The sequence below is a fragment of the Rahnella sp. ChDrAdgB13 genome (assembly GCF_017655185.1).
In the GTDB taxonomy this organism is placed as follows: domain Bacteria; phylum Pseudomonadota; class Gammaproteobacteria; order Enterobacterales; family Enterobacteriaceae; genus Rahnella; species Rahnella contaminans.
Window position 1 is genome coordinate 73,069 of sequence record NZ_JAEMGT010000012.1, and the last position, 17,502, is coordinate 90,570.

At 53.3% G+C, this 17,502-nt stretch carries 16 protein-coding genes; 8 read left to right on the top strand and 8 right to left on the bottom strand.

From position 1 onward, the window contains the following. Positions 1-15: 15 nt before the first annotated feature. From J8X26_RS04960 to J8X26_RS04990, 7 genes are all read right to left on the bottom strand, one after another. Complete coding sequence (locus J8X26_RS04960) at positions 16-495, bottom strand: type II toxin-antitoxin system VapC family toxin (protein ID WP_208950297.1); 480 nt, start codon at positions 493-495, stop codon at positions 16-18. Beyond that, complete coding sequence (locus tag J8X26_RS04965) at positions 492-704, bottom strand: plasmid stabilization protein (protein ID WP_152327525.1); 213 nt, start codon at positions 702-704, stop codon at positions 492-494. The genes J8X26_RS04960 and J8X26_RS04965 overlap by 4 nt, the downstream gene beginning before the upstream one ends. A gap of 113 nt (positions 705-817) precedes the next feature. Beyond that, positions 818-2,440 (bottom strand): phosphoenolpyruvate carboxykinase (ATP), encoded by a 1,623-nt coding sequence (pckA, locus tag J8X26_RS04970; protein WP_208950298.1) that lies wholly within the window; start codon positions 2,438-2,440, stop codon positions 818-820. 239 nt (positions 2,441-2,679) lie between these two features. Continuing rightward, positions 2,680-3,564, bottom strand: coding sequence for an Hsp33 family molecular chaperone HslO (gene hslO / locus J8X26_RS04975; RefSeq protein WP_152327523.1), 885 nt, complete (start codon positions 3,562-3,564; stop codon positions 2,680-2,682). A gap of 21 nt (positions 3,565-3,585) precedes the next feature. Then, positions 3,586-3,990, bottom strand: coding sequence for a ribosome-associated heat shock protein Hsp15 (gene hslR, locus J8X26_RS04980; RefSeq protein ID WP_152327522.1), 405 nt, complete (start codon positions 3,988-3,990; stop codon positions 3,586-3,588). 24 nt (positions 3,991-4,014) lie between these two features. Beyond that, positions 4,015-4,704 carry a GMP/IMP nucleotidase gene (gene yrfG / locus J8X26_RS04985; protein ID WP_152327521.1) on the bottom strand — a complete coding sequence of 230 codons (690 nt, stop codon included), beginning with the start codon at positions 4,702-4,704 and terminating at the stop codon, positions 4,015-4,017. 122 nt (positions 4,705-4,826) lie between these two features. Further along, positions 4,827-6,968, bottom strand: a complete 2,142-nt coding sequence (locus J8X26_RS04990) for an intracellular growth attenuator family protein (RefSeq protein ID WP_208950299.1) — start codon at positions 6,966-6,968, stop codon at positions 4,827-4,829. Between the two features lie 442 nt (positions 6,969-7,410). On the opposite strand from J8X26_RS04990, the gene nudE reads away from it, so the two are divergent. Continuing rightward, positions 7,411-7,968 (top strand): ADP compounds hydrolase NudE, encoded by a 558-nt coding sequence (gene nudE, locus J8X26_RS04995; RefSeq protein ID WP_152327520.1) that lies wholly within the window; start codon positions 7,411-7,413, stop codon positions 7,966-7,968. A 97-nt stretch (positions 7,969-8,065) separates the two neighbouring features. Here the strand turns inward: nudE and mrcA are convergent, their stop codons facing one another. Beyond that, the gene (mrcA, locus tag J8X26_RS05000; protein WP_208950300.1) at positions 8,066-10,624 is read right to left on the bottom strand and encodes a peptidoglycan glycosyltransferase/peptidoglycan DD-transpeptidase MrcA; all 2,559 of its coding nucleotides are present in this window, start codon (positions 10,622-10,624) and stop codon (positions 8,066-8,068) included. 121 nt (positions 10,625-10,745) lie between these two features. Here mrcA and pilM point away from each other — a divergent pair, with 121 nt between their 5' ends. From pilM to J8X26_RS05035, 7 genes are all read left to right on the top strand, one after another. After that, a complete protein-coding gene (gene pilM / locus J8X26_RS05005; protein WP_208950301.1) occupies positions 10,746-11,585 on the top strand; it encodes a pilus assembly protein PilM in 840 nt (279 codons plus the stop codon). Then, positions 11,585-12,148 (top strand): PilN domain-containing protein, encoded by a 564-nt coding sequence (locus J8X26_RS05010; protein ID WP_208950302.1) that lies wholly within the window; start codon positions 11,585-11,587, stop codon positions 12,146-12,148. Before pilM ends, J8X26_RS05010 begins: the two co-directional genes overlap by 1 nt. Further along, complete coding sequence (locus J8X26_RS05015; protein ID WP_208950303.1) at positions 12,145-13,002, top strand: DNA utilization family protein; 858 nt, start codon at positions 12,145-12,147, stop codon at positions 13,000-13,002. Before J8X26_RS05010 ends, J8X26_RS05015 begins: the two co-directional genes overlap by 4 nt. 32 nt (positions 13,003-13,034) lie before the next feature. Further along, complete coding sequence (hofQ, locus tag J8X26_RS05020; RefSeq protein WP_374101267.1) at positions 13,035-14,258, top strand: DNA uptake porin HofQ; 1,224 nt, start codon at positions 13,035-13,037, stop codon at positions 14,256-14,258. A gap of 348 nt (positions 14,259-14,606) precedes the next feature. Beyond that, positions 14,607-15,128: a shikimate kinase AroK gene (gene aroK / locus J8X26_RS05025; protein ID WP_104923635.1), complete on the top strand. Its 522-nt coding sequence runs from the start codon at positions 14,607-14,609 to the stop codon at positions 15,126-15,128. 56 nt (positions 15,129-15,184) lie between these two features. Then, positions 15,185-16,267 carry a 3-dehydroquinate synthase gene (gene aroB, locus J8X26_RS05030; RefSeq protein ID WP_152327514.1) on the top strand — a complete coding sequence of 361 codons (1,083 nt, stop codon included), beginning with the start codon at positions 15,185-15,187 and terminating at the stop codon, positions 16,265-16,267. Between the two features lie 129 nt (positions 16,268-16,396). Beyond that, positions 16,397-17,446 (top strand): SPOR domain-containing protein, encoded by a 1,050-nt coding sequence (locus tag J8X26_RS05035; protein ID WP_208950305.1) that lies wholly within the window; start codon positions 16,397-16,399, stop codon positions 17,444-17,446. Positions 17,447-17,502: the final 56 nt, after the last annotated feature.

Genomic DNA, 17,502 nt, shown 5'->3' on the forward strand with positions numbered 1-17,502 from the left:
AACGCCTGCCTGCGTTTAACTTTTCCGACTCATCACATAATATTCCGCGGCTTCCTCCCGCCATCTTGGCGTCTCCGCCACATCCCACGGATTCACCAGCATAATGCCGGTATGCGCAAACCGGTCATGGTGGTCTGTTGCCAGGCTGGCCTGGTGTTGCAGGCAAATCGCTGCCAGTTGCATCTCGCGTTCAGTCATCGCCACGTGCGCTTGTTTTGATAAAGCCGCTACGCGCACGTAATGCAGTGCGCTGGCGGCATCGAATGACAACAGGCGACCCTTAAAATCCTGATTCAGCATGCCGAGCAACGCATCGGCAAACGCGGTTTTCGGGGCGTCTTCGGGTAAATTTTCCACCCAGGTAAAAAGTTCGGCGACCGTGAGGCTGGTCAGGTAAAGCTGAATGGCATCCTGTGCATCGAGCCACTGGAGAACGGTCTTCTGTGGTTTGCGGCTGATTATCTCAAGGATGATGGCAGTATTGAGAATAATCATTTGGGCGGCAGCTCCAGCGGCGTTGTATTCAGCGTGGCAAAACGCTGGCGGAGCTGGCTGCCGAGGCCAAAATCAGGGGGCGTGCTGGTCAGTGCCTGCTTCAGAATTAAACGCGCCTCCTCTTCCATTGAATGGCCTTTTTTGGCGGCGGCAATGCGCAGCAATTCCTTCACTTCGTCATCCAGATTGCGGACAGTCAGGGTAGCCATGTGAAATTCCTGTGAGAGCAGTGGAAGCATTGCTGTCATTCTGGAATGTGGCCGGGAGGGATGCAATAAAAAAAGGCGCGGAAGCCCGCGCCTGTGAAAGCAGAGATTATCGCTTAACGTTGCGGGCCTGCGCTCACCAGCGCTGCGCCTGCCGGTGTGTCCGTATATTTATCAAAGTTATCGATAAACAGCTGGGCCAGATGTTCGGCTTTTTCCTGCCACTGCTCGCGGCTGCCGTAAGTATTACGCGGATCCAGAATATGGCTGTCGACGCCCGGCAGTTCGGTTGGCACTGCCAGATTGAACAACGGCAGCGTGAAGGTTTCGGCGTCGTCGATAGTCCCGTTCAGAATCGCATCGATGATGGCGCGCGTGTTTTTCAGGGAAATACGTTTACCCGTGCCGTTCCAGCCGGTATTGACCAGATAGGCCTGTGCGCCCGCCGCTTCCATGCGTTTTACCAGCACTTCGGAATATTGCGTCGGATGCAGCATCAGGAACGCAGCGCCAAAGCAGGCAGAAAACGTTGGCGTCGGTTCATTGACGCCACGCTCGGTGCCCGCCAGTTTCGCCGTAAAGCCGGAGAGGAAATGGTATTGCGTCTGGGATGCGGTCAGCCGCGAAACTGGCGGTAATACGCCAAACGCATCAGCCGTCAGGAAAATCACTTTACTGGCATGCCCGGCTTTCGATACCGGTTTCACAATGTTCTCAATGTGATATAGCGGGTAGGAAACGCGGGTATTCTCGGTTTTACTGTTGTCATCAAAATCGATTTTGCCGTCGGCGCTGACCACCACGTTTTCCAGAAGCGCATCACGTCTGATGGCACCAAAGATTTCCGGCTCCGCTTCTTTGCTCAGTTTAATGGTTTTAGCGTAACAGCCACCTTCGAAGTTGAAGACGCCGTCGTCGTCCCAGCCATGTTCGTCATCACCGATAAGTTTACGTTTTGGATCGGTGGATAACGTGGTTTTACCTGTGCCGGAAAGGCCAAAGAAGACGGCCACATCGCCTTTTTCACCCACATTGGCAGAGCAGTGCATCGACGCGATCCCCTGCAAAGGCAGCAGGTAGTTCATGACGGCAAACATGCCTTTCTTCATTTCGCCGCCGTACCAGGATCCGCCGATAAGCTGGAGACGTTCGGTCAGGTTGAAAGCGATGAAGTTTTCGGAGTTCAGGCCCTGTTTCTGCCAGTCCGGGTTGGTGCATTTCGCGCCGTTCATCACGATAAAGTCAGGCTCGAAACCTTCCAGTTCACTGTCCGTCGGGCGGATAAACATGTTTTTGACGAAATGCGCCTGCCAGGCCACTTCCGTAATGAAGCGGACTTTCAGTCGGAAATTGGCGTTCGCACCGCAGAATGCGTCGACGATAAACAGGCGTTTTCCTGAAAGCTGATGGGTGACCAGCGATTTCAGTGAAGCCCAGATTTCCTGAGAAAGCGGTTTGTTATCGTTCTTTCCTTTGCCCTGATCGGCCCACCACAGCGTGTCACGGGTGGTGTCATCGCGGACAATGTATTTATCTTTCGGCGAGCGGCCGGTAAAAATGCCGGTATCGACATTCACGGCGCCCAGCTCCGTCACCTGCCCGCGTTCAAAGCCTTCCAGACCAGGCGCTGTCTCTTCTTTGAAAAGAAGATCGTAATCAGGGTTATAGACGATTTCGCTGTTCTGATGGATCCCGTAACGGGCGAGTGTTTCGGCGGTGACCCCGATAGTGGTAGGCATTTCCCTGCTCCTTGGCCTGAATTAGAAACCCCAAAGCCTGAAGCATTAGGGATAAACTAGTTGTAATTGTAGGTATTTATCGCTTTTGAACCGCGATAGAACTCAAAGAATAACGGGAGATGTGAATATTTTTCCATAATTGTGATGAAAAACTCGAAATATGTGCAACGTTGGTTATATATAAGCAATAAAAAAGGGACTTTTCGGTGAAAAGTCCCTCAGATAGCGTGGGTTAACAATCAGTGAATATGATCATTTCCCGGATGAACGTCGCCGTCCGCTTTCAGGGTAGCCAGATCCATCGCGTCAAACTCGTAGTCTGATCCGCAATAATCACAGTGCATTTCGATTTTCCCGTCAGCTTCCAGCATTTCCAGAATTTCTTCATCAGGCAGCGTCAGCAGGGCGCCGGCGCAGCGTTCGCGCGAGCAGGTGCAGCGGAAACAAACGTCCTGCGGCTCATACAGGGTGACTTCTTCCTGATGATAAAGACGATAAAGCACTTCGTTGGCCGGCAGGGTGAACAGCTCTTCTGCTTTGATCGTAGTGGTCAGCTGAGCAAGATGGCTGAATTCTTCCGGATCAGTATCTTCGGCTGGCAGCACCTGCAACAGCATGCCGCCTGCGGCTGGCTGGCCTTCAATTTCACCGGTACGGATAAAAATGCGGGTCGGCAGCTGTTCGGACTGCATGAAGTAGTTTTCCAGACACTCCGCCAGATTTTCGCCTTCCAGGCCGACGACGCCCTGATAGCGCTCGCCCACGCTTGGGGAAATGGTGATCACCATGTAGCCGTTGCCAATCATCTCTTTCAGCGAGCTGCCTTCAGCGATATCACCTTGCAGGCGCGCAATACCGCGCAGTTCCTGACGGTTGTTCCCGTTGATCACCGCCAGTTTCAGCGGGCCATCGCCTTGCAGCTGAACGGTAATGTCGCCGTCAAATTTCAGCGTGGCAGTCAGCAAGCTGGTAGCAACCAGCATTTCGCCCAGAAGATTACGGACTTCTGCCGGGTAATCGTGACCGGCAACGATCTGCTGGAAGGTTTCATTGAGCGCGACCAGTTCACCGCGGACGGCGTGGTTATTGAACAGGTAACGGTGCAGTTGGTCATGATTGGACATAGTTTTCTCTCTCAGTGGCGATCACTCTTGATCGCCATATTTAAATTTGATCAGGTTGCGGCGTTCCTTTTTATCCGGACGTCTGTCCGGATGCGGCATCGCATTCATTTTCCGCGCTTCCGAGATTTTCTCCCGGCTGACGATGCTCGCGTCGGTTTCCTGATAAAGCGTCTGTGCTTCTTCCGCACTGCGGCGCTGAGTCGTCAGCCCCAGCACAATGATCGTTTTGGTGTCATTTCCCTGACGAAGGGTGATTTCGGCATTCAGTTCCATCAGCTTGCTGGGTTTTCCCCGCTGGCCGTTGTAATGCACTTTGCCGCCGTCAATCATCTCGCGTGCCAGCGCGCGGGTCTTATAAAAACGAGCCGCCCAAAGCCATTTATCGAGACGTACTGCATTAGCGTCTTCTTCCGTTTTGCCTTTCATTTTTCTCCCCTGAACATGCCGGTATTACCTGGCCGGGCCTGCCACGGGGTCAATCGAAGGCAACAGGCTGCGGAAGTCATTAATCGAGGGATAATCCTGAAATGACTTGTTTGCCAGGGTGGAATCCGGATTTTCTATACCCAGACAATAGCGGATACCGAAGGTTTTTGCCGCTTTCAGGATAGGTTCGCCGTCGTCGACAAATAATGTTCTCTCAGGATTAAAACCGGTCTGTTGTTGCACCGCGGACCACAACCGCTGATCTTCCTTCGGATAACCAAATGTGTGGGTGGAAAGTAATAAATCAAGGTGCTGATCCAGACCGGTATGTTCAATTTTAACCGAAAGGCTGTGCGGATGCGCATTGGTCAGCAAAATGGTGTGGCGTCCGGACTGTCGCAAATGGGTCAGAAAAGGCACCGTATCGTCGCGTAAACGTGCGTTTTTGCCGATGTTAGTGGTCATCTGGTAGATATCAAGATCTAACCGTTCGCTCCAGTAATCAAAGCAATACCAGTTCATGGTGTGCTGAACGGCGAGGTATTCGTCATGAATAATCCGGCGCGCATTCTCCAGCGGAATGGCGCGTTGCTGGCTGAGCGCCAGCGGCACATCCTGCAACCAGAACTGGCTGTCGAAGGCCAGATCCAGCAGCGTGCCGTCCATATCAAGTAAAACGGTGTCGATGTTGTTCCAGTCAAAATCAGGGGGCATGACAACTCCATGTCCTGGCGGCTGGATGCAAATCGGGCGGCGCAGGAACGAATGATGAAAAGCAGGGAAGGGTGTCAGGGTAACATAATCACTCACGGTGGCGCAGCGCCACCGTGTGTTTTTCAGCCGGGATTATGGACCGGCATCGGCATCAGCGTGGGGTGAAAGCAAGAGTTGTAATATTGCTGAATGTCGTCGATACGGCGTTTATCTTTCACGAAGCGGCGGACAAACAGCAGGGTATTCACCAGCAGGATCCCGATGAGCAGGAACAGCAGTAAACTGGTGCCCAGATAGCGCCATAGCGTCGAAATATCCGGCTCGCTGTGCAGTGAAATATGGCGGGTGCCGTTTGCATCAATGCTGATACTGGTAATCACGCCCTGCGCGCTGAACGGTGTATGCAGCAGCAGTGACGAGAGATGTTGCAGCTGTTTCCACTGATCCTGCGCCGGATTTCCGGATAACCCGGCTGGGGGCACCGGCATTTCAATAAGCTGGTGTCCTTCATCATTGCTGATCAAAAAGCCTCCCGGCGGCGGGCTGTTCAGGCTGTCAGCGGAGCGGCGGGTTTCCTGAATGAAGAACGAAGACGTTGCGTTGTTAACCAGCTCACTCAGCGACTGCGCGCTGACCGGGCGCAGCAGGACATTAATCCCCTGCAAAGAACCGGCTTTCGCGCGTTTGACTAATGCGTTCCAGTTACTGGAGTTACCCAGATTGACCAGCGCATTTTTCAGACGCACACAGTCATTGCTCTTGCCGCACAGCGTTTCGGTTTTCAGAACGATATCCGCGAAATCATCGAGCAGGATCATGCCGGATTTTTCAATGGCAGTCGCCAGTTGCGGGTTGATGTTCTGCTCCGGGCTTTCTCCCGGATGCATCTGGTTATTGACCGTGGTCTGCAACGCGGTAGCGGCATCAATAATTTCGGACTGCGGAACCGGCAACGGCGTCGCGGTATTCCAGTAAATCCCGGAGCAGTCAAAAGGCATATAACCGGAGGCTGTCCGGTTGGCGGACGGCGGCACATAGCACATGCCGGTTCCCTGAACTTTCAGGGTATCGCCGACGCGCAATGCGGTTTTTTCCAGTTCCTGCACGCTGTTGACCTGAGAGCTTTGTGCGCCCTGAAGCCACGCGACGCTGAGCTTTAAAGGCAATCCGAGCGGGACATAAACCAGTAAAACCAGCAGCAGGAGGAAAGCGCAGGTGGCCAGCACCAGATTTTTACCCCAAAGCTGGAGCGGAAATTTTTTCACTTCTTCATGCAGCGACAGATAGCTTCCCTGTCGGACAACCTGGCTGTTCATATACACTTCTACGTCGGTCGGTTGCCCTAAGTCACGGCCGATATAAGGCTGCCAGTGCGGCGGATAAACCAGATCGACAGCGCCCAGTGAAATGTTACTGATATCGCCCTGTTTGGATTCACCAAACAGACCCCAGCGTTTAGGTAAGCCGCGCAGGCAATGGATTTCCTTACGGTTTTTACCTAAACGTTCGGACACCAGCCGCCAGATGACCCATGCCACCAGACAGGCAGTAAGCGTCAATAACCAGGGCAGCAACATGACCGGGCTTTGCAGCGTGATAAATAACAGAAGAAGCGCGCCGGAGATAGCCAGCGCTTCTTTCACGCCGTTCGAACGGGTCAGCGCGTGCTCTTCCCGCGTTTCCCGTCGCACTTTCACCAACTCGATATGTTCGCTTTCTTCATGACGAATCGAAGCATTTTGCGGTTGTGAGGGGATAACGGCAGAAACCGGCGTGGAGCCTTCGTAAACGTGATCAGCCAGCGTGTGACCATTGAGCGAGATCACCAGCGGCATGGTTTGGGTTTTGATGAGCTCGACCTGATTTTCCTGGGCAATATATTGTTCCCAGAAAGGCGGAAGATGGATTTCAGTGGCGTCCAGAAAGTAACGCCACTTGTTGGGATCTTCGCTGGCGACGCCATAACGTGTAATCGCCCGCGTCAGGCTGTAGACGTTTTCACTTTTGGTGGTCAGCGTGAGTTTATCGCGCAGGATAATCAGATTATTGCGGTGGGTAATCGGCGTCTGGCCGAGCCCTTCATTCTGACGAAGATAGCGTTCGACGGCATCGCGCTCTTTCTGTGAAAGTTTCCGCTGGCTGGGTGTGGGGAATCGCACGACGGACTCGTCGCGTTGGCGACGACGCATTAAAAGCCAAAAATAAGACCCTGTGGCAATGATTGCGATACACAACAAAACCAGTGTCACGACTACTGTGCTCATCCGATCCCCGTTCAGACGTGGGTGACTTACGTCAACTCTGTGAAAGTATTATACATAAACGAAATGCACATTCTGCGCGCAGCGGCCTTTTTGGTAGGAATTTTATTATTATTTGCCTGAATGGTGTGCACAAAAACACCAATGTAAAGGATACCGGCAATTGTGAAGTTCAGGGTATCGGTATAATCCTATTTTGATGTGGGTGTGTTTTTGTTAAAGCAAAAGTGTGACACCGGTAAGTCAACGCGTCTTTTTTAAACCGGGCGGGCGTGCTTTTTAAACAAAAATTCTTGCTAAAGGGATCGGAGGCACGGATGTTATTCTGTAAATATTGCGATTCTGACCCGCATTAACGCACAATGACTTCTGCAAGCGGCTTTTTAATCGTAAAACGAACCCATTAGAACGCCTCTGGTCAGGTGAATAATAAGCTGGGGATGAAATGACACAACACCTGCAAAAACCGAAAATCCTGAAGGTGGAAACCGTTGCCCGTTCGCGTTTGTTCACCATTGAATCCGTCGAACTGGCTTTCAGCAATGGCGCCGGGCGTGTCTATGAGCGCATGCGCCCTTCAGAACGTGAAGCGGTGATGATTATCCCGGTCATTGACGATGAACTGGTGCTTATCCACGAATATGCCGTGGGCATCGAAAGTTACGAACTGGGATTTCCGAAAGGGCTCATTGATGCCGGTGAAGGCGTGCTTGAAGCGGCGAACCGCGAACTGATGGAAGAGGTGGGCTTTGGCGCGCGGCACTTTGATGTGCTGGCAAAACTGACCATGGCTCCGTCGTATTTCTCGAGCCGCATGAATATCGTCATCGCCAAAGATTTGTATCTGCAAAGCCTCGAAGGTGATGAGCCGGAACCTTTGCCGCAAACCCGCTGGCCGGTTTCGCGCATGATGGAACTGCTGCAACATCCTGATTTTTGCGAGGCACGTAACGTCAGTGCGCTATTCCTCGCGCATGATTTCCTGACGCGTAACGCGCGCTAAACGGGAACTGCATCCAAAAAAAAAGCCGGTCGTGCATTATGCAGACCGGCTTTTTATTATCCGGCGGTTTATGCCGGACAACTTATCTTTCACGCCATCAGAACAGTTCGTGTTCCTGACCATTATCCATAATGGTTGTCCCGACCTCATGAACCGCATGTTCCGTCGGCTGCGTTCCGTCGATGAAGTATTCCGGACGGCTGTTACCACCGCCGTCGGACAACTTACCGGTGCTCTTATCGATGGTCACCGTGACAATGCCCGGAGGCGGCGTCTGCGGTTGTTCAGGTACGCCTTCCAGCACGGATTTCATGTAATCATCCCACGCTGGCTGGGCGCTCTTCGCACCACCTTCATAGCCTGAAATCTGATCCGGGATCGCGCCGGAAGCCGTCGTGCGGCCTAAATCACGGCGATGATCGTCAAAACCAATCCAGACAGACGTTACTACTTCAGGGCCACCGTATCCGGAGAACCAGGCATCTTTCGAGCTGTTGGTCGTACCGGTTTTGCCGCCGATATCATGACGTTTCAAATCACGGCCTGCGCGCCAGCCTGTCCCCATCCAGCCCGGTTCCCCGAAGATGTTGGAGTTCAGGGCGTCGCTGATCAGGAATGACAGTGGTGCGCTGATAACGTGTGGTGCGTATTGCTGCGCGGCATCAACCTGCGGCGAGTTCGGCGGAACCTGTTCCAGCTGCGGCGTTGGTACACTAGCATTGTTGTTGGACGTAGACGTTGCCACGTTTTCAACATTGTCATCCGACAGCACGGCAGATTTCTGCGTTTCGCCGTAAATCACCGGAATATTACAGGTGCGGCAGGCAATTTTCGGTTTCGCTTCAAACTGCACCTGACCGGATTCATCCACAATTTTGGTGATGAAATACGGATCAACCAGGAAGCCGCCGTTGGTCAGCGTCGCATAACCACGCACAACCTGGAGCGGTGTGAATGAAGCCGAGCCCAGCGCCAGTGATTCAGAATGAACGATGTTCGCCGCCGGGAAGCCGAAACGTTGCAGATATTCTGCCGCGTAATCCACACCCATCGCACGCATCGCACGCACCATTACCACGTTCTTGGATTCACCCAGACCCTGACGTAAACGGATCGGGCCGTAATACGTAGGCGGTGAGTTTTTCGGACGCCAGTCCGTGCCTGCACCGGCATCCCAGCGGGTAATCGGCATGTCGTTGAGGATAGTTGCCAGTGTCAGGCCCTTATCCATCGCGGCGGTATACAGGAACGGTTTGATGTTTGAACCGAGCTGACGCACCGCCTGATTAGCACGGTTAAATTTGCTCTGGTTGAAGTCAAAACCGCCGACCAGCGCTTCGATTGCACCGTCCGTTGAGTTCAGGGAAACAATGGCCGAGTTGACGTCAGGAACCTGTGCCAGCCACCAGTCATCACCCACTTTACGTGCCCAGACTTGCTGACCGGGCTGAACCACGTCGGAAACGCGTTTCGGCGTCGGGCCCTGCGCGGTGTCACTGCGGTAAGGACGCGCCCAGCGCATGCCGCTAAATGGCAGGCTGATCACGGCGCGATTCGACATCGTGGCAGTGGCCTGAGCGTCATCCGTTGCCGTGATAACCGCCGGGAACAGCGGGCCATAAACCGGCAGCGTTTTCAGAGACTGAACAATCTTGTTCTCATCCCACGCGGGCTCGCCGACTTTCCACAGCTGATTTGACGCACCGCGGTAACCATGGCGCATGTCGTAGTTCATCACGTTGGTGCGCAAAGCTTCCTGCGCGGCCAGCTGCGTTTTTTTGGTGATGGTGGTGTAGACCATATAACCGTCGTTATAGGCGTTGTCGCCATAACGTTTCACCATTTCCTGACGCACCATTTCCGTCAGATACGGCGCGGAGAATTCAATGTGCGGGGCATGATAGTTCGCCACCAGCGGCTCTGCGCGTGCCTGATCGTACTGCGCCTGCGTGATGTATTTCTCATCAAGCATACGTGCCAGCACGGTATTGCGGCGTGCCAGAGAACGGTCATGGGAATAAAGCGGGTTGAAGGTTGACGGCGCTTTTGGCAGGCCAGCAATCACCGCCATTTCACTGAGCGTCAGTTGGTCGACGTTTTTACCGAAGTAAACCTGCGCTGCGGCACCGACGCCATAGGCGCGATAACCGAGGTAGATCTTGTTCAGATACAGCTCAAGGATTTCATCTTTGGACATCATCTGTTCGATACGGATGGCCAGAAAAGCTTCCTTGATTTTACGGGTCAGCGTGCGTTCGGGGCTGAGGAAGAAGTTACGGGCTAACTGCTGAGTAATAGTACTCGCGCCCTGTGAGGCGTGACCAGACACCAGCGCAACGGAAGCCGCACGGAAAATACCGATCGGGTCCACGCCGTGATGCTCATAGAAACGACTGTCTTCTGTTGCGATAAACGCATGCACCATCTCCGGTGGGATTTGGTCAAGTTTCAGTGGGATACGGCGTTTTTCACCGTACTGGGCGATCAAATCACCTTCAGCACTAAAAACCTGCATCGGTGTTTGCAAGCGCACGTCTTTAAGCGTGGCGACGTCGGGAAGCTGAGGCTCGATATATTTATACAAACCGAAGATCGAGGCCGCTCCCAGCAAAATGCAACACACTGCAAGAATCAATAAATACTTTACGAACTTCACCTGAGATTTCCCATTAAGTGTCAATTGGGCAGTTTATAAACAACCGCGCGGTAGTATAAAGGCAAGCCAGCAACATGGATACGTTCTTTTATTTACCTGACAATATGGAGATTGAACGAAAATGCGACTACAAGCATGGCAGGTAGGTCTGGATATTCAAGCCGGTTTCGCCCGTGCGATTGCCGTTCAGCGGCGGCGGCATGGCTGGCAATTACGTCACTGGTGGCAACATCCCTTGCCCGATTTCACATTGCGGGAGGGGATATTACATGAGAGCGCGCCGCTGATCGCCATTTTATCGTGCTGGCGAAAAACTCTGCCGGCATTGATTTCGTTGCGAATAAGTCTTCCGGCACAACGGATTATGCAACAGCGGCTGGCCGTGCCGGACAGCCGTTTACGCGAACCCGCCCGCAGTGCATTTATCTTTGCCAGTGCCGCAAAGCAGTTCCCGCTGAGCATAGAACACCTGGTAATGGATTACCGCGCAGACCCTCAGGGTGATAATCAGATTGTGGTGACGGCGGCCCGGCAGCAGGAAATTGAGCAGTGGATAGCCTGCATGGCCCAGGCGCGTCTGTTTCCCGATATCATCGAACTCGCACCTTGTGCGCTGCACGTTGCCGCGCATGCCGCCGGGCTTCCGGGTGATGCGTTGCTCGTCCATCCGATGGACGACGCTTTTCTGTGGGCTTCTCCGCACAGCCTGCCTTTTCAGTTTGGCCTGTTTTCTCACGGAGAAATCGAAACTGAATCCTCCCTGTTAGAAAAAGTACGTGCTCAATATCGCGCAGCCTCATTGTGCAGCCGTGACGTGTTTTTCAGTGGTGAATCACCGCAACCACTGATGCAGAACTGGTCGCCACTGAGTGCCATCGGCCAGCTCTCTGCGCCGCTTCCGGCCAACCCGGGTGCATTTGCCCCCGCCGTCGGGCTGGCGCTCAGGCAGGCTGATTACTGATGCTGCAAGTTAACTTCATGCCGTGGCGCCAATTGCGCCGTCAGCGTCTTTTGCGCTACTGGCTCAGGTTTTTCGTTTGCGTACCCGTCTGTGTGATGTGCGGCGTTTTTGGTCTGTCGCTTTTTATCCTTCAGGAGCGAACCCTGTTGCAGATGCATTTATCTGCTCTGACTTCCTGCGCGCAAAAATTGTCTGTTCAGCAACGCCGCGTGACCTTGGCGCTGGCTGAGCACAAAGTCATCGCCGAAAAACGTGCCGCGAGCCAGCAGCGCCGACAGGCCAGTCTGAACGATCTGCAACTTCTGGTGCTGCTGTCGGCACAGATCCCGGCGGAAGTCTGGCTAAGCGAGCTGACAGAGCATCAGGGGCAACTGACGTTAAAAGGAGAGGGGCGTTTTTATCACGATATTCTGGCCTTCAGCGAAGCGCTGACCGCCAGCCCGTTGCTGAGGGATGTTCATCTGTCGAACGTTGAGCAGCAACCGAACCATACGCTGAGTTTTGTGCTGACAACCCGTTTTCAGCCGCAGAATGCTGCGCCGGTTGGTGGGGCGTTGCCATGATGATGACATTCTCCGCGCGCCTCGAACCGCTGATGGAAAAACCGGGCTGGCAACGTCTTATTGCACTGGCAGGATGCACACTGGTGCCCGTTCTGATGTGTTATCAGTTTTTGCTCCGGGGTTTATGGCTGGAGCAAACAGAATTAAAGCAGCAAACCGACGCGCAGCAACTGACGGTTTCGCGGGCGCAGGCGGCATTATTACGCGCTCCGGCGCTGGACAGCATTGAGCCTTCGCTAAAGGAAAATACGCCGGAGCAAAAGCAAAGCTTGCCGCTAGAGCAGCAATTTTCGCAGCCGCTAAAAGATGCACAGGCCACGCTGATCCGCTGGCAACCTGCGGCAGAAATGTCAGCAGCGCCACAGGGAGAATTGCAGCTCAAATTATCCTTCAGCGGCCTGATGAATTTTCTGTCAGCACTCCAGCAGCAGCCGGAACAGCCCGCATTCAGTGAACTGATTTTGCAGTCTGCCGGAGGTGAAATGACAGCGTCCGTTTTACTGACACAAACGACGGGTCTGGAATCTCTTCCTGAAAATGCAATCACTGCGGTAACGCAGCGAGATCCTTTCGCTGCGGCCGTTTCATCGTCCTGCACAACCGCCGTTCAACCGCTTTTGTGGCGGTTAAGCGGCATCTCTTATGCCGGTGAGCAGCTTTCCGGCTGGCTGCTTTCGCCGGAGGGGCGATGGATACGTGTTGAAACGGGCACACAGCTCGGCACGCCTGCGTGGACCATCGACAATCTGGACAACTCACACGCTGAGCTCAGCATGGCGGATCCCCGCTGTGGCGAGCAGCGGCAGACACTTTGGCTTGGCAAAAACACGAATTCTCCAGGGAAAGGAAATTAATGAAAAACATCGGTTATCTCTTCGCAGGGTTAATGCTCTGTTTCAGTGGGGTGAAAGCGGCAACGCTGCCACCGGTTTCGCTCGAATTTCAGGCCTCTCCGGTTGCGATGGTATTGCAGGCACTTGCGGAAACGCGGGAGTTAAATCTGGTGATAGCGCCTGGTGTCGACAGCCAGATCAGCGTGAAGCTGAAAAATGTCCCCTGGCAGCAGGCGCTGGACATCATTTTGCAAATGAGCCATCTCACCAGTCAGTTACAGGGGAATGTTTTACTTGTGTCACCGGTTATCGATCCGCTTGTGCAACAGCAGCAGCGTCAGGACGCCGCAGATCAAAGGGCGCAGCAAAGCCCCGTTATCAGCCTGACAGTGCCGTTGAAATATGCCGATGCAAAAGAAGTTGCGCTCAGCCTGAACGCGCAAAAAGGCTCACTGCTTTCCGCCAAAGGCAGCGCCACCGCCGATCCCCGCACCAACACACTTTTATTACGTGATACCCGCGAAGCGCTGGATGTCGCAGAACCTTGGGTCAGGGAGATGGATTTGCCGCTACAGCAGGTGCAGCTGGCTGCGCATATTGTCACGATGAACAGCGAGAGACTGCGTGAGCTGGGCGTTCGCTGGGGGTTCAACGGTGAGGAAGCCATCACCAAAGCGGTACGTGTCAATAATTTCAATATGGGACTGCCGGTGGAGAACCCGATGTTTGCCGCAGGTTTTAATCTGGCGCACATCAGTGGCCGAATTCTGGATCTGGAACTCACGGCGCTTGAGCAGGAAGATAAGGTGGATATCATCGCCAGCCCGCGCCTGCTGACCGCGCACATGCAAACCGCCAGCATCAAACAGGGCACTGAGATTCCGTATCAGGTTTCAAGCGGCGCAAGCGGCAGTACTTCGGTTGAATTTAAAGAGGCGGTACTCGGCATGGAAGTGACACCGAAGATTCTTCGCGACGGGCGTATCGAGCTGGCGCTGCAAATCAGCCAAAATATGCCGGGGCGAAGCATCAAACAGGCCGAAGGCGAAGCGCTGGCAATTGATAAGCAGGAAATTAAAACGCAGGTGACGGTCAGAGATGGGGAGACCCTTGTTCTTGGCGGGATTTTTCAGCGAAAAAACCAAAAAACAGACACCAAAGTGCCGGTGCTGGGCGACATTCCCGTCGTCGGTTCCTTGTTTAAACACCAGTACACGAATGAACAGCGGCGCGAGTTGGTGATTTTTATCACTCCGACCTTAATCCGCACCCAATAAACGGGTATTCTGACTTAACTGAAATTGCACAATAACGTTGAGCGCATGCAACTTTTTGTGTCGTGAGAGACTTCTGAGTTTGACGCTGCGGTCGATTTAGCTTACAAGGGTTACCGAATTGAGCACCGTGATCTTTTTATTACGACAGACACGCCGATAAAAACGTACGGTTTCCCTCCTGCGGCGTGCAAAGTGATTTATTCGGTTGCCAAACTACCAAGAGTGTTGAGATAATTTTTTTCTGATCTCGCACTATATCGCTCATGAGGTTTCAGTTTAGGTCCCGCCGCTAATTTGATTGGCGGGGCGGGTTATCATCAACGAATTGTCTTAGTAATACCGAAAAACATGGCAGAGAAACGCAATATCTTTCTGGTTGGGCCTATGGGTGCCGGCAAAAGCACTATTGGTCGACAGTTAGCTCAGCAACTCAATATGGAGTTTTTCGACTCCGATCACGAAATTGAGCGACGTACCGGAGCTGATGTGGGCTGGGTATTTGATTTAGAAGGCGAAGACGGATTCCGCGACCGCGAAGAAAAAGTGATCAACGAACTGACAGAAAAACAGGGCATTGTTCTGGCAACTGGTGGGGGTTCCGTTAAATCACGTGAAACCCGTAACCGTTTGTCAGCGCGTGGCGTTGTCGTCTATCTTGAAACTACCATCGAAAAACAACTGGCGCGTACACAACGCGACAAAAAACGTCCATTATTACAAGTGAGTGCTCCGCCACGTGAAGTGCTTGAAGCACTGGCGAAGGAACGCAATCCTTTGTATGAAGAGATTGCCGACGTCACTATTCGTACCGATGATCAAAGCGCCAAAGTCGTTGCTAACCAGATTATTAACATGCTGGAAAGTAACTGATTATTGGTTCCGGTCATTGCCTGAGGGTGTCAGCTAAAAAGGTTACAAAGCACGACATGGAGAGGATTACCGTAACGTTAGGGGAGCGAAGCTACCCCATTACGATTGCTGCCGGATTGTTCCACGATCCGGCTTCTTTTATGCCGGTAAAGGCAGGCGATCAGGTCATGATAGTGACCAATGAAACGCTTGCTCCTCTCTATCTGGACGCTATCCGTTCAGTTCTGGAGCAGGCAGGCGTTCGTGTTGATCAGGTGATACTGCCTGATGGTGAACAATACAAATCCCTGACTGTTCTGAATGACGTGTTTTCCGCGCTGCTCGAGAAGCCGCACGGACGTGATACCACGCTTGTCGCCCTTGGTGGCGGCGTAGTCGGTGATTTGACCGGCTTCGCTGCTGCCAGTTATCAACGCGGTGTGCGCTTTATTCAGGTGCCAACCACATTGCTGTCTCAGGTTGATTCTTCCGTCGGCGGTAAAACGGCGGTAAACCATCCACTCGGAAAAAACATGATCGGCGCGTTTTATCAACCTGCGTCGGTGGTGGTTGATCTCGACTGTCTGCGAACGCTGCCTGCCCGTGAAATGTCATCGGGTCTCGCGGAAGTTATCAAATACGGCATTATTTTGGATGCCGATTTCTTTGTCTGGCTCGAAGACAACATGGACGCATTACTGGCGCTGAATATGAACGCGCTGGCATATTGCATCCGTCGTTGCTGCGAGCTGAAAGCTGAGGTTGTGGCTGCCGATGAACGCGAAAACGGTATGCGCGCCTTACTGAATCTGGGCCATACTTATGGCCATGCTATTGAAGCAGAAATGGGTTATGGCAACTGGCTGCACGGCGAAGCCGTCGCGGCAGGTATGGTGATGGCGTGTTATACCGCGCATCGCCTCGGGCAATTTAGCCTGGGGGACATCGCGCGGGTCAAGGCGTTGTTAATCCGCGCGGGATTACCGGTTGCAGGCCCGCAGGTCATGGAAGCGCAGTCTTATCTGCCGCACATGATGCGTGATAAGAAAGTACTGGCTGGCGAGCTGCGTCTGGTTTTACCTAAAGCAATTGGTCAGTCTGAAGTGCGCTCCGGCGTATCGCATGAAATGGTGCTGGCTTCGATTGAAGATTGCCGTTAAGACTGCGGCCATGCTTTTGGCCAGATAACGACCGATTTTACCAATGCCCAGCAAAGCTTTATTTTTTAGTCAGGATAGTTGCTCCGCGTAAAACCTGTTTCAGGTTTTTAGCCGGGTTGGAGGTTTTAGATGGATGATTTAACACCGGAAGACGATCTCAAACCAGACACCAGCGATCGCCGCCCACCGCGCGCGCGCAAACCGTCTCCTTCCATTCCAAAGGTTCCTGTGAATCGTCAGTACGTGATGATCGGCATTGGTATTGTGGTGCTGATATTACTGATTGTCGGCATTGGTTCCGCCATGAAGTCGCCAGCGACTACCTCATCCGCGCAGCAGAACAACGGGCCTAAAGACATCAATCTTGCGGGCAACGACCTTGCGGGCAACAATGCGGCCGCACCGGCTCAGCCTTCGGCGCAAGCACAGGCGAATACGGCGCAGGCGGCTAACGGCCAGCAACCTCAGAGCATTGGTTTACCGCCAGTTTCTTCTACACCGACTGAAGCGCAGCCTCTGCCAGATAACGGGCAGAAAGAGCGTGTCGATCTGCCAGGCGATATGGGCGATGCTTTATCTTCCCAGCAGAATCAGGTGGATGGCGTAGCGCAAGGCAGCATGACACCCGCTGCCCAGTCACTGACCTCTTTACCGACAGCCCCGGCTACGGTGAACGGTTCGGCGCGGACTCAGATGCCTGCTGCCTCTCAGTCTTCAGCAACGCATACTCGCCCTGCACAATCTGCGCGTAATACTCAGCCTGCACATACCGCGAAACCGGCTGAACACAAACCGGCGTCGCAGACCGCGAAGTCTCAGCCTCAGGCGACGAAATCTCCTGCGACACATCCGTCAGCAGCACCGGCTGTCTCAGCCCCTGTTGTTGCTTCCGGCAGCGCATCGATGATTAAGTCTGCTCCGGGTTCGCACTTTACCCTGCAATTGAGCGGCGCTTCTCAGTCCAGCACGTTGAATGCATTCGCAAGACAGCAGGGCCTGAAAAATTATCTGGTTTATCAGACAGCCCGCGACGGGAAGCCGTGGTTTGTGCTGGTCAGTGGTAACTACGCTTCTTCCGCTGAAGCTAAACGTGCCATTTCCAGCTTGCCTGCGGAAGTTCAGGCGAAAAAACCGTGGGTCAAACCTGTACATCAGGTACAGCAAGACCTGAAAAAATGAATCTGATCTCAACGCGATTTGCTGTCTAAAAACAGGATACAATCCGCGGCTGTGAA

Coding starts and splice junctions, on each gene's coding strand:
- J8X26_RS04960 (WP_208950297.1), bottom strand. CDS start 495: ATGATTATTCTCAATACTGCCATCATCCTTGAGATAATCAGCCGCAAA.
- J8X26_RS04965 (WP_152327525.1), bottom strand. CDS start 704: ATGGCTACCCTGACTGTCCGCAATCTGGATGACGAAGTGAAGGAATTG.
- pckA (WP_208950298.1), bottom strand. CDS start 2,440: ATGCCTACCACTATCGGGGTCACCGCCGAAACACTCGCCCGTTACGGG.
- hslO (WP_152327523.1), bottom strand. CDS start 3,564: ATGTCCAATCATGACCAACTGCACCGTTACCTGTTCAATAACCACGCC.
- hslR (WP_152327522.1), bottom strand. CDS start 3,990: ATGAAAGGCAAAACGGAAGAAGACGCTAATGCAGTACGTCTCGATAAA.
- yrfG (WP_152327521.1), bottom strand. CDS start 4,704: ATGCCCCCTGATTTTGACTGGAACAACATCGACACCGTTTTACTTGAT.
- J8X26_RS04990 (WP_208950299.1), bottom strand. CDS start 6,968: ATGAGCACAGTAGTCGTGACACTGGTTTTGTTGTGTATCGCAATCATT.
- nudE (WP_152327520.1), top strand. CDS start 7,411: ATGACACAACACCTGCAAAAACCGAAAATCCTGAAGGTGGAAACCGTT.
- pilM (WP_208950301.1), top strand. CDS start 10,746: ATGCGACTACAAGCATGGCAGGTAGGTCTGGATATTCAAGCCGGTTTC.
- J8X26_RS05010 (WP_208950302.1), top strand. CDS start 11,585: ATGCTGCAAGTTAACTTCATGCCGTGGCGCCAATTGCGCCGTCAGCGT.
- J8X26_RS05015 (WP_208950303.1), top strand. CDS start 12,145: ATGATGATGACATTCTCCGCGCGCCTCGAACCGCTGATGGAAAAACCG.
- hofQ (WP_374101267.1), top strand. CDS start 13,035: ATGCTCTGTTTCAGTGGGGTGAAAGCGGCAACGCTGCCACCGGTTTCG.
- aroK (WP_104923635.1), top strand. CDS start 14,607: ATGGCAGAGAAACGCAATATCTTTCTGGTTGGGCCTATGGGTGCCGGC.
- aroB (WP_152327514.1), top strand. CDS start 15,185: ATGGAGAGGATTACCGTAACGTTAGGGGAGCGAAGCTACCCCATTACG.
- J8X26_RS05035 (WP_208950305.1), top strand. CDS start 16,397: ATGGATGATTTAACACCGGAAGACGATCTCAAACCAGACACCAGCGAT.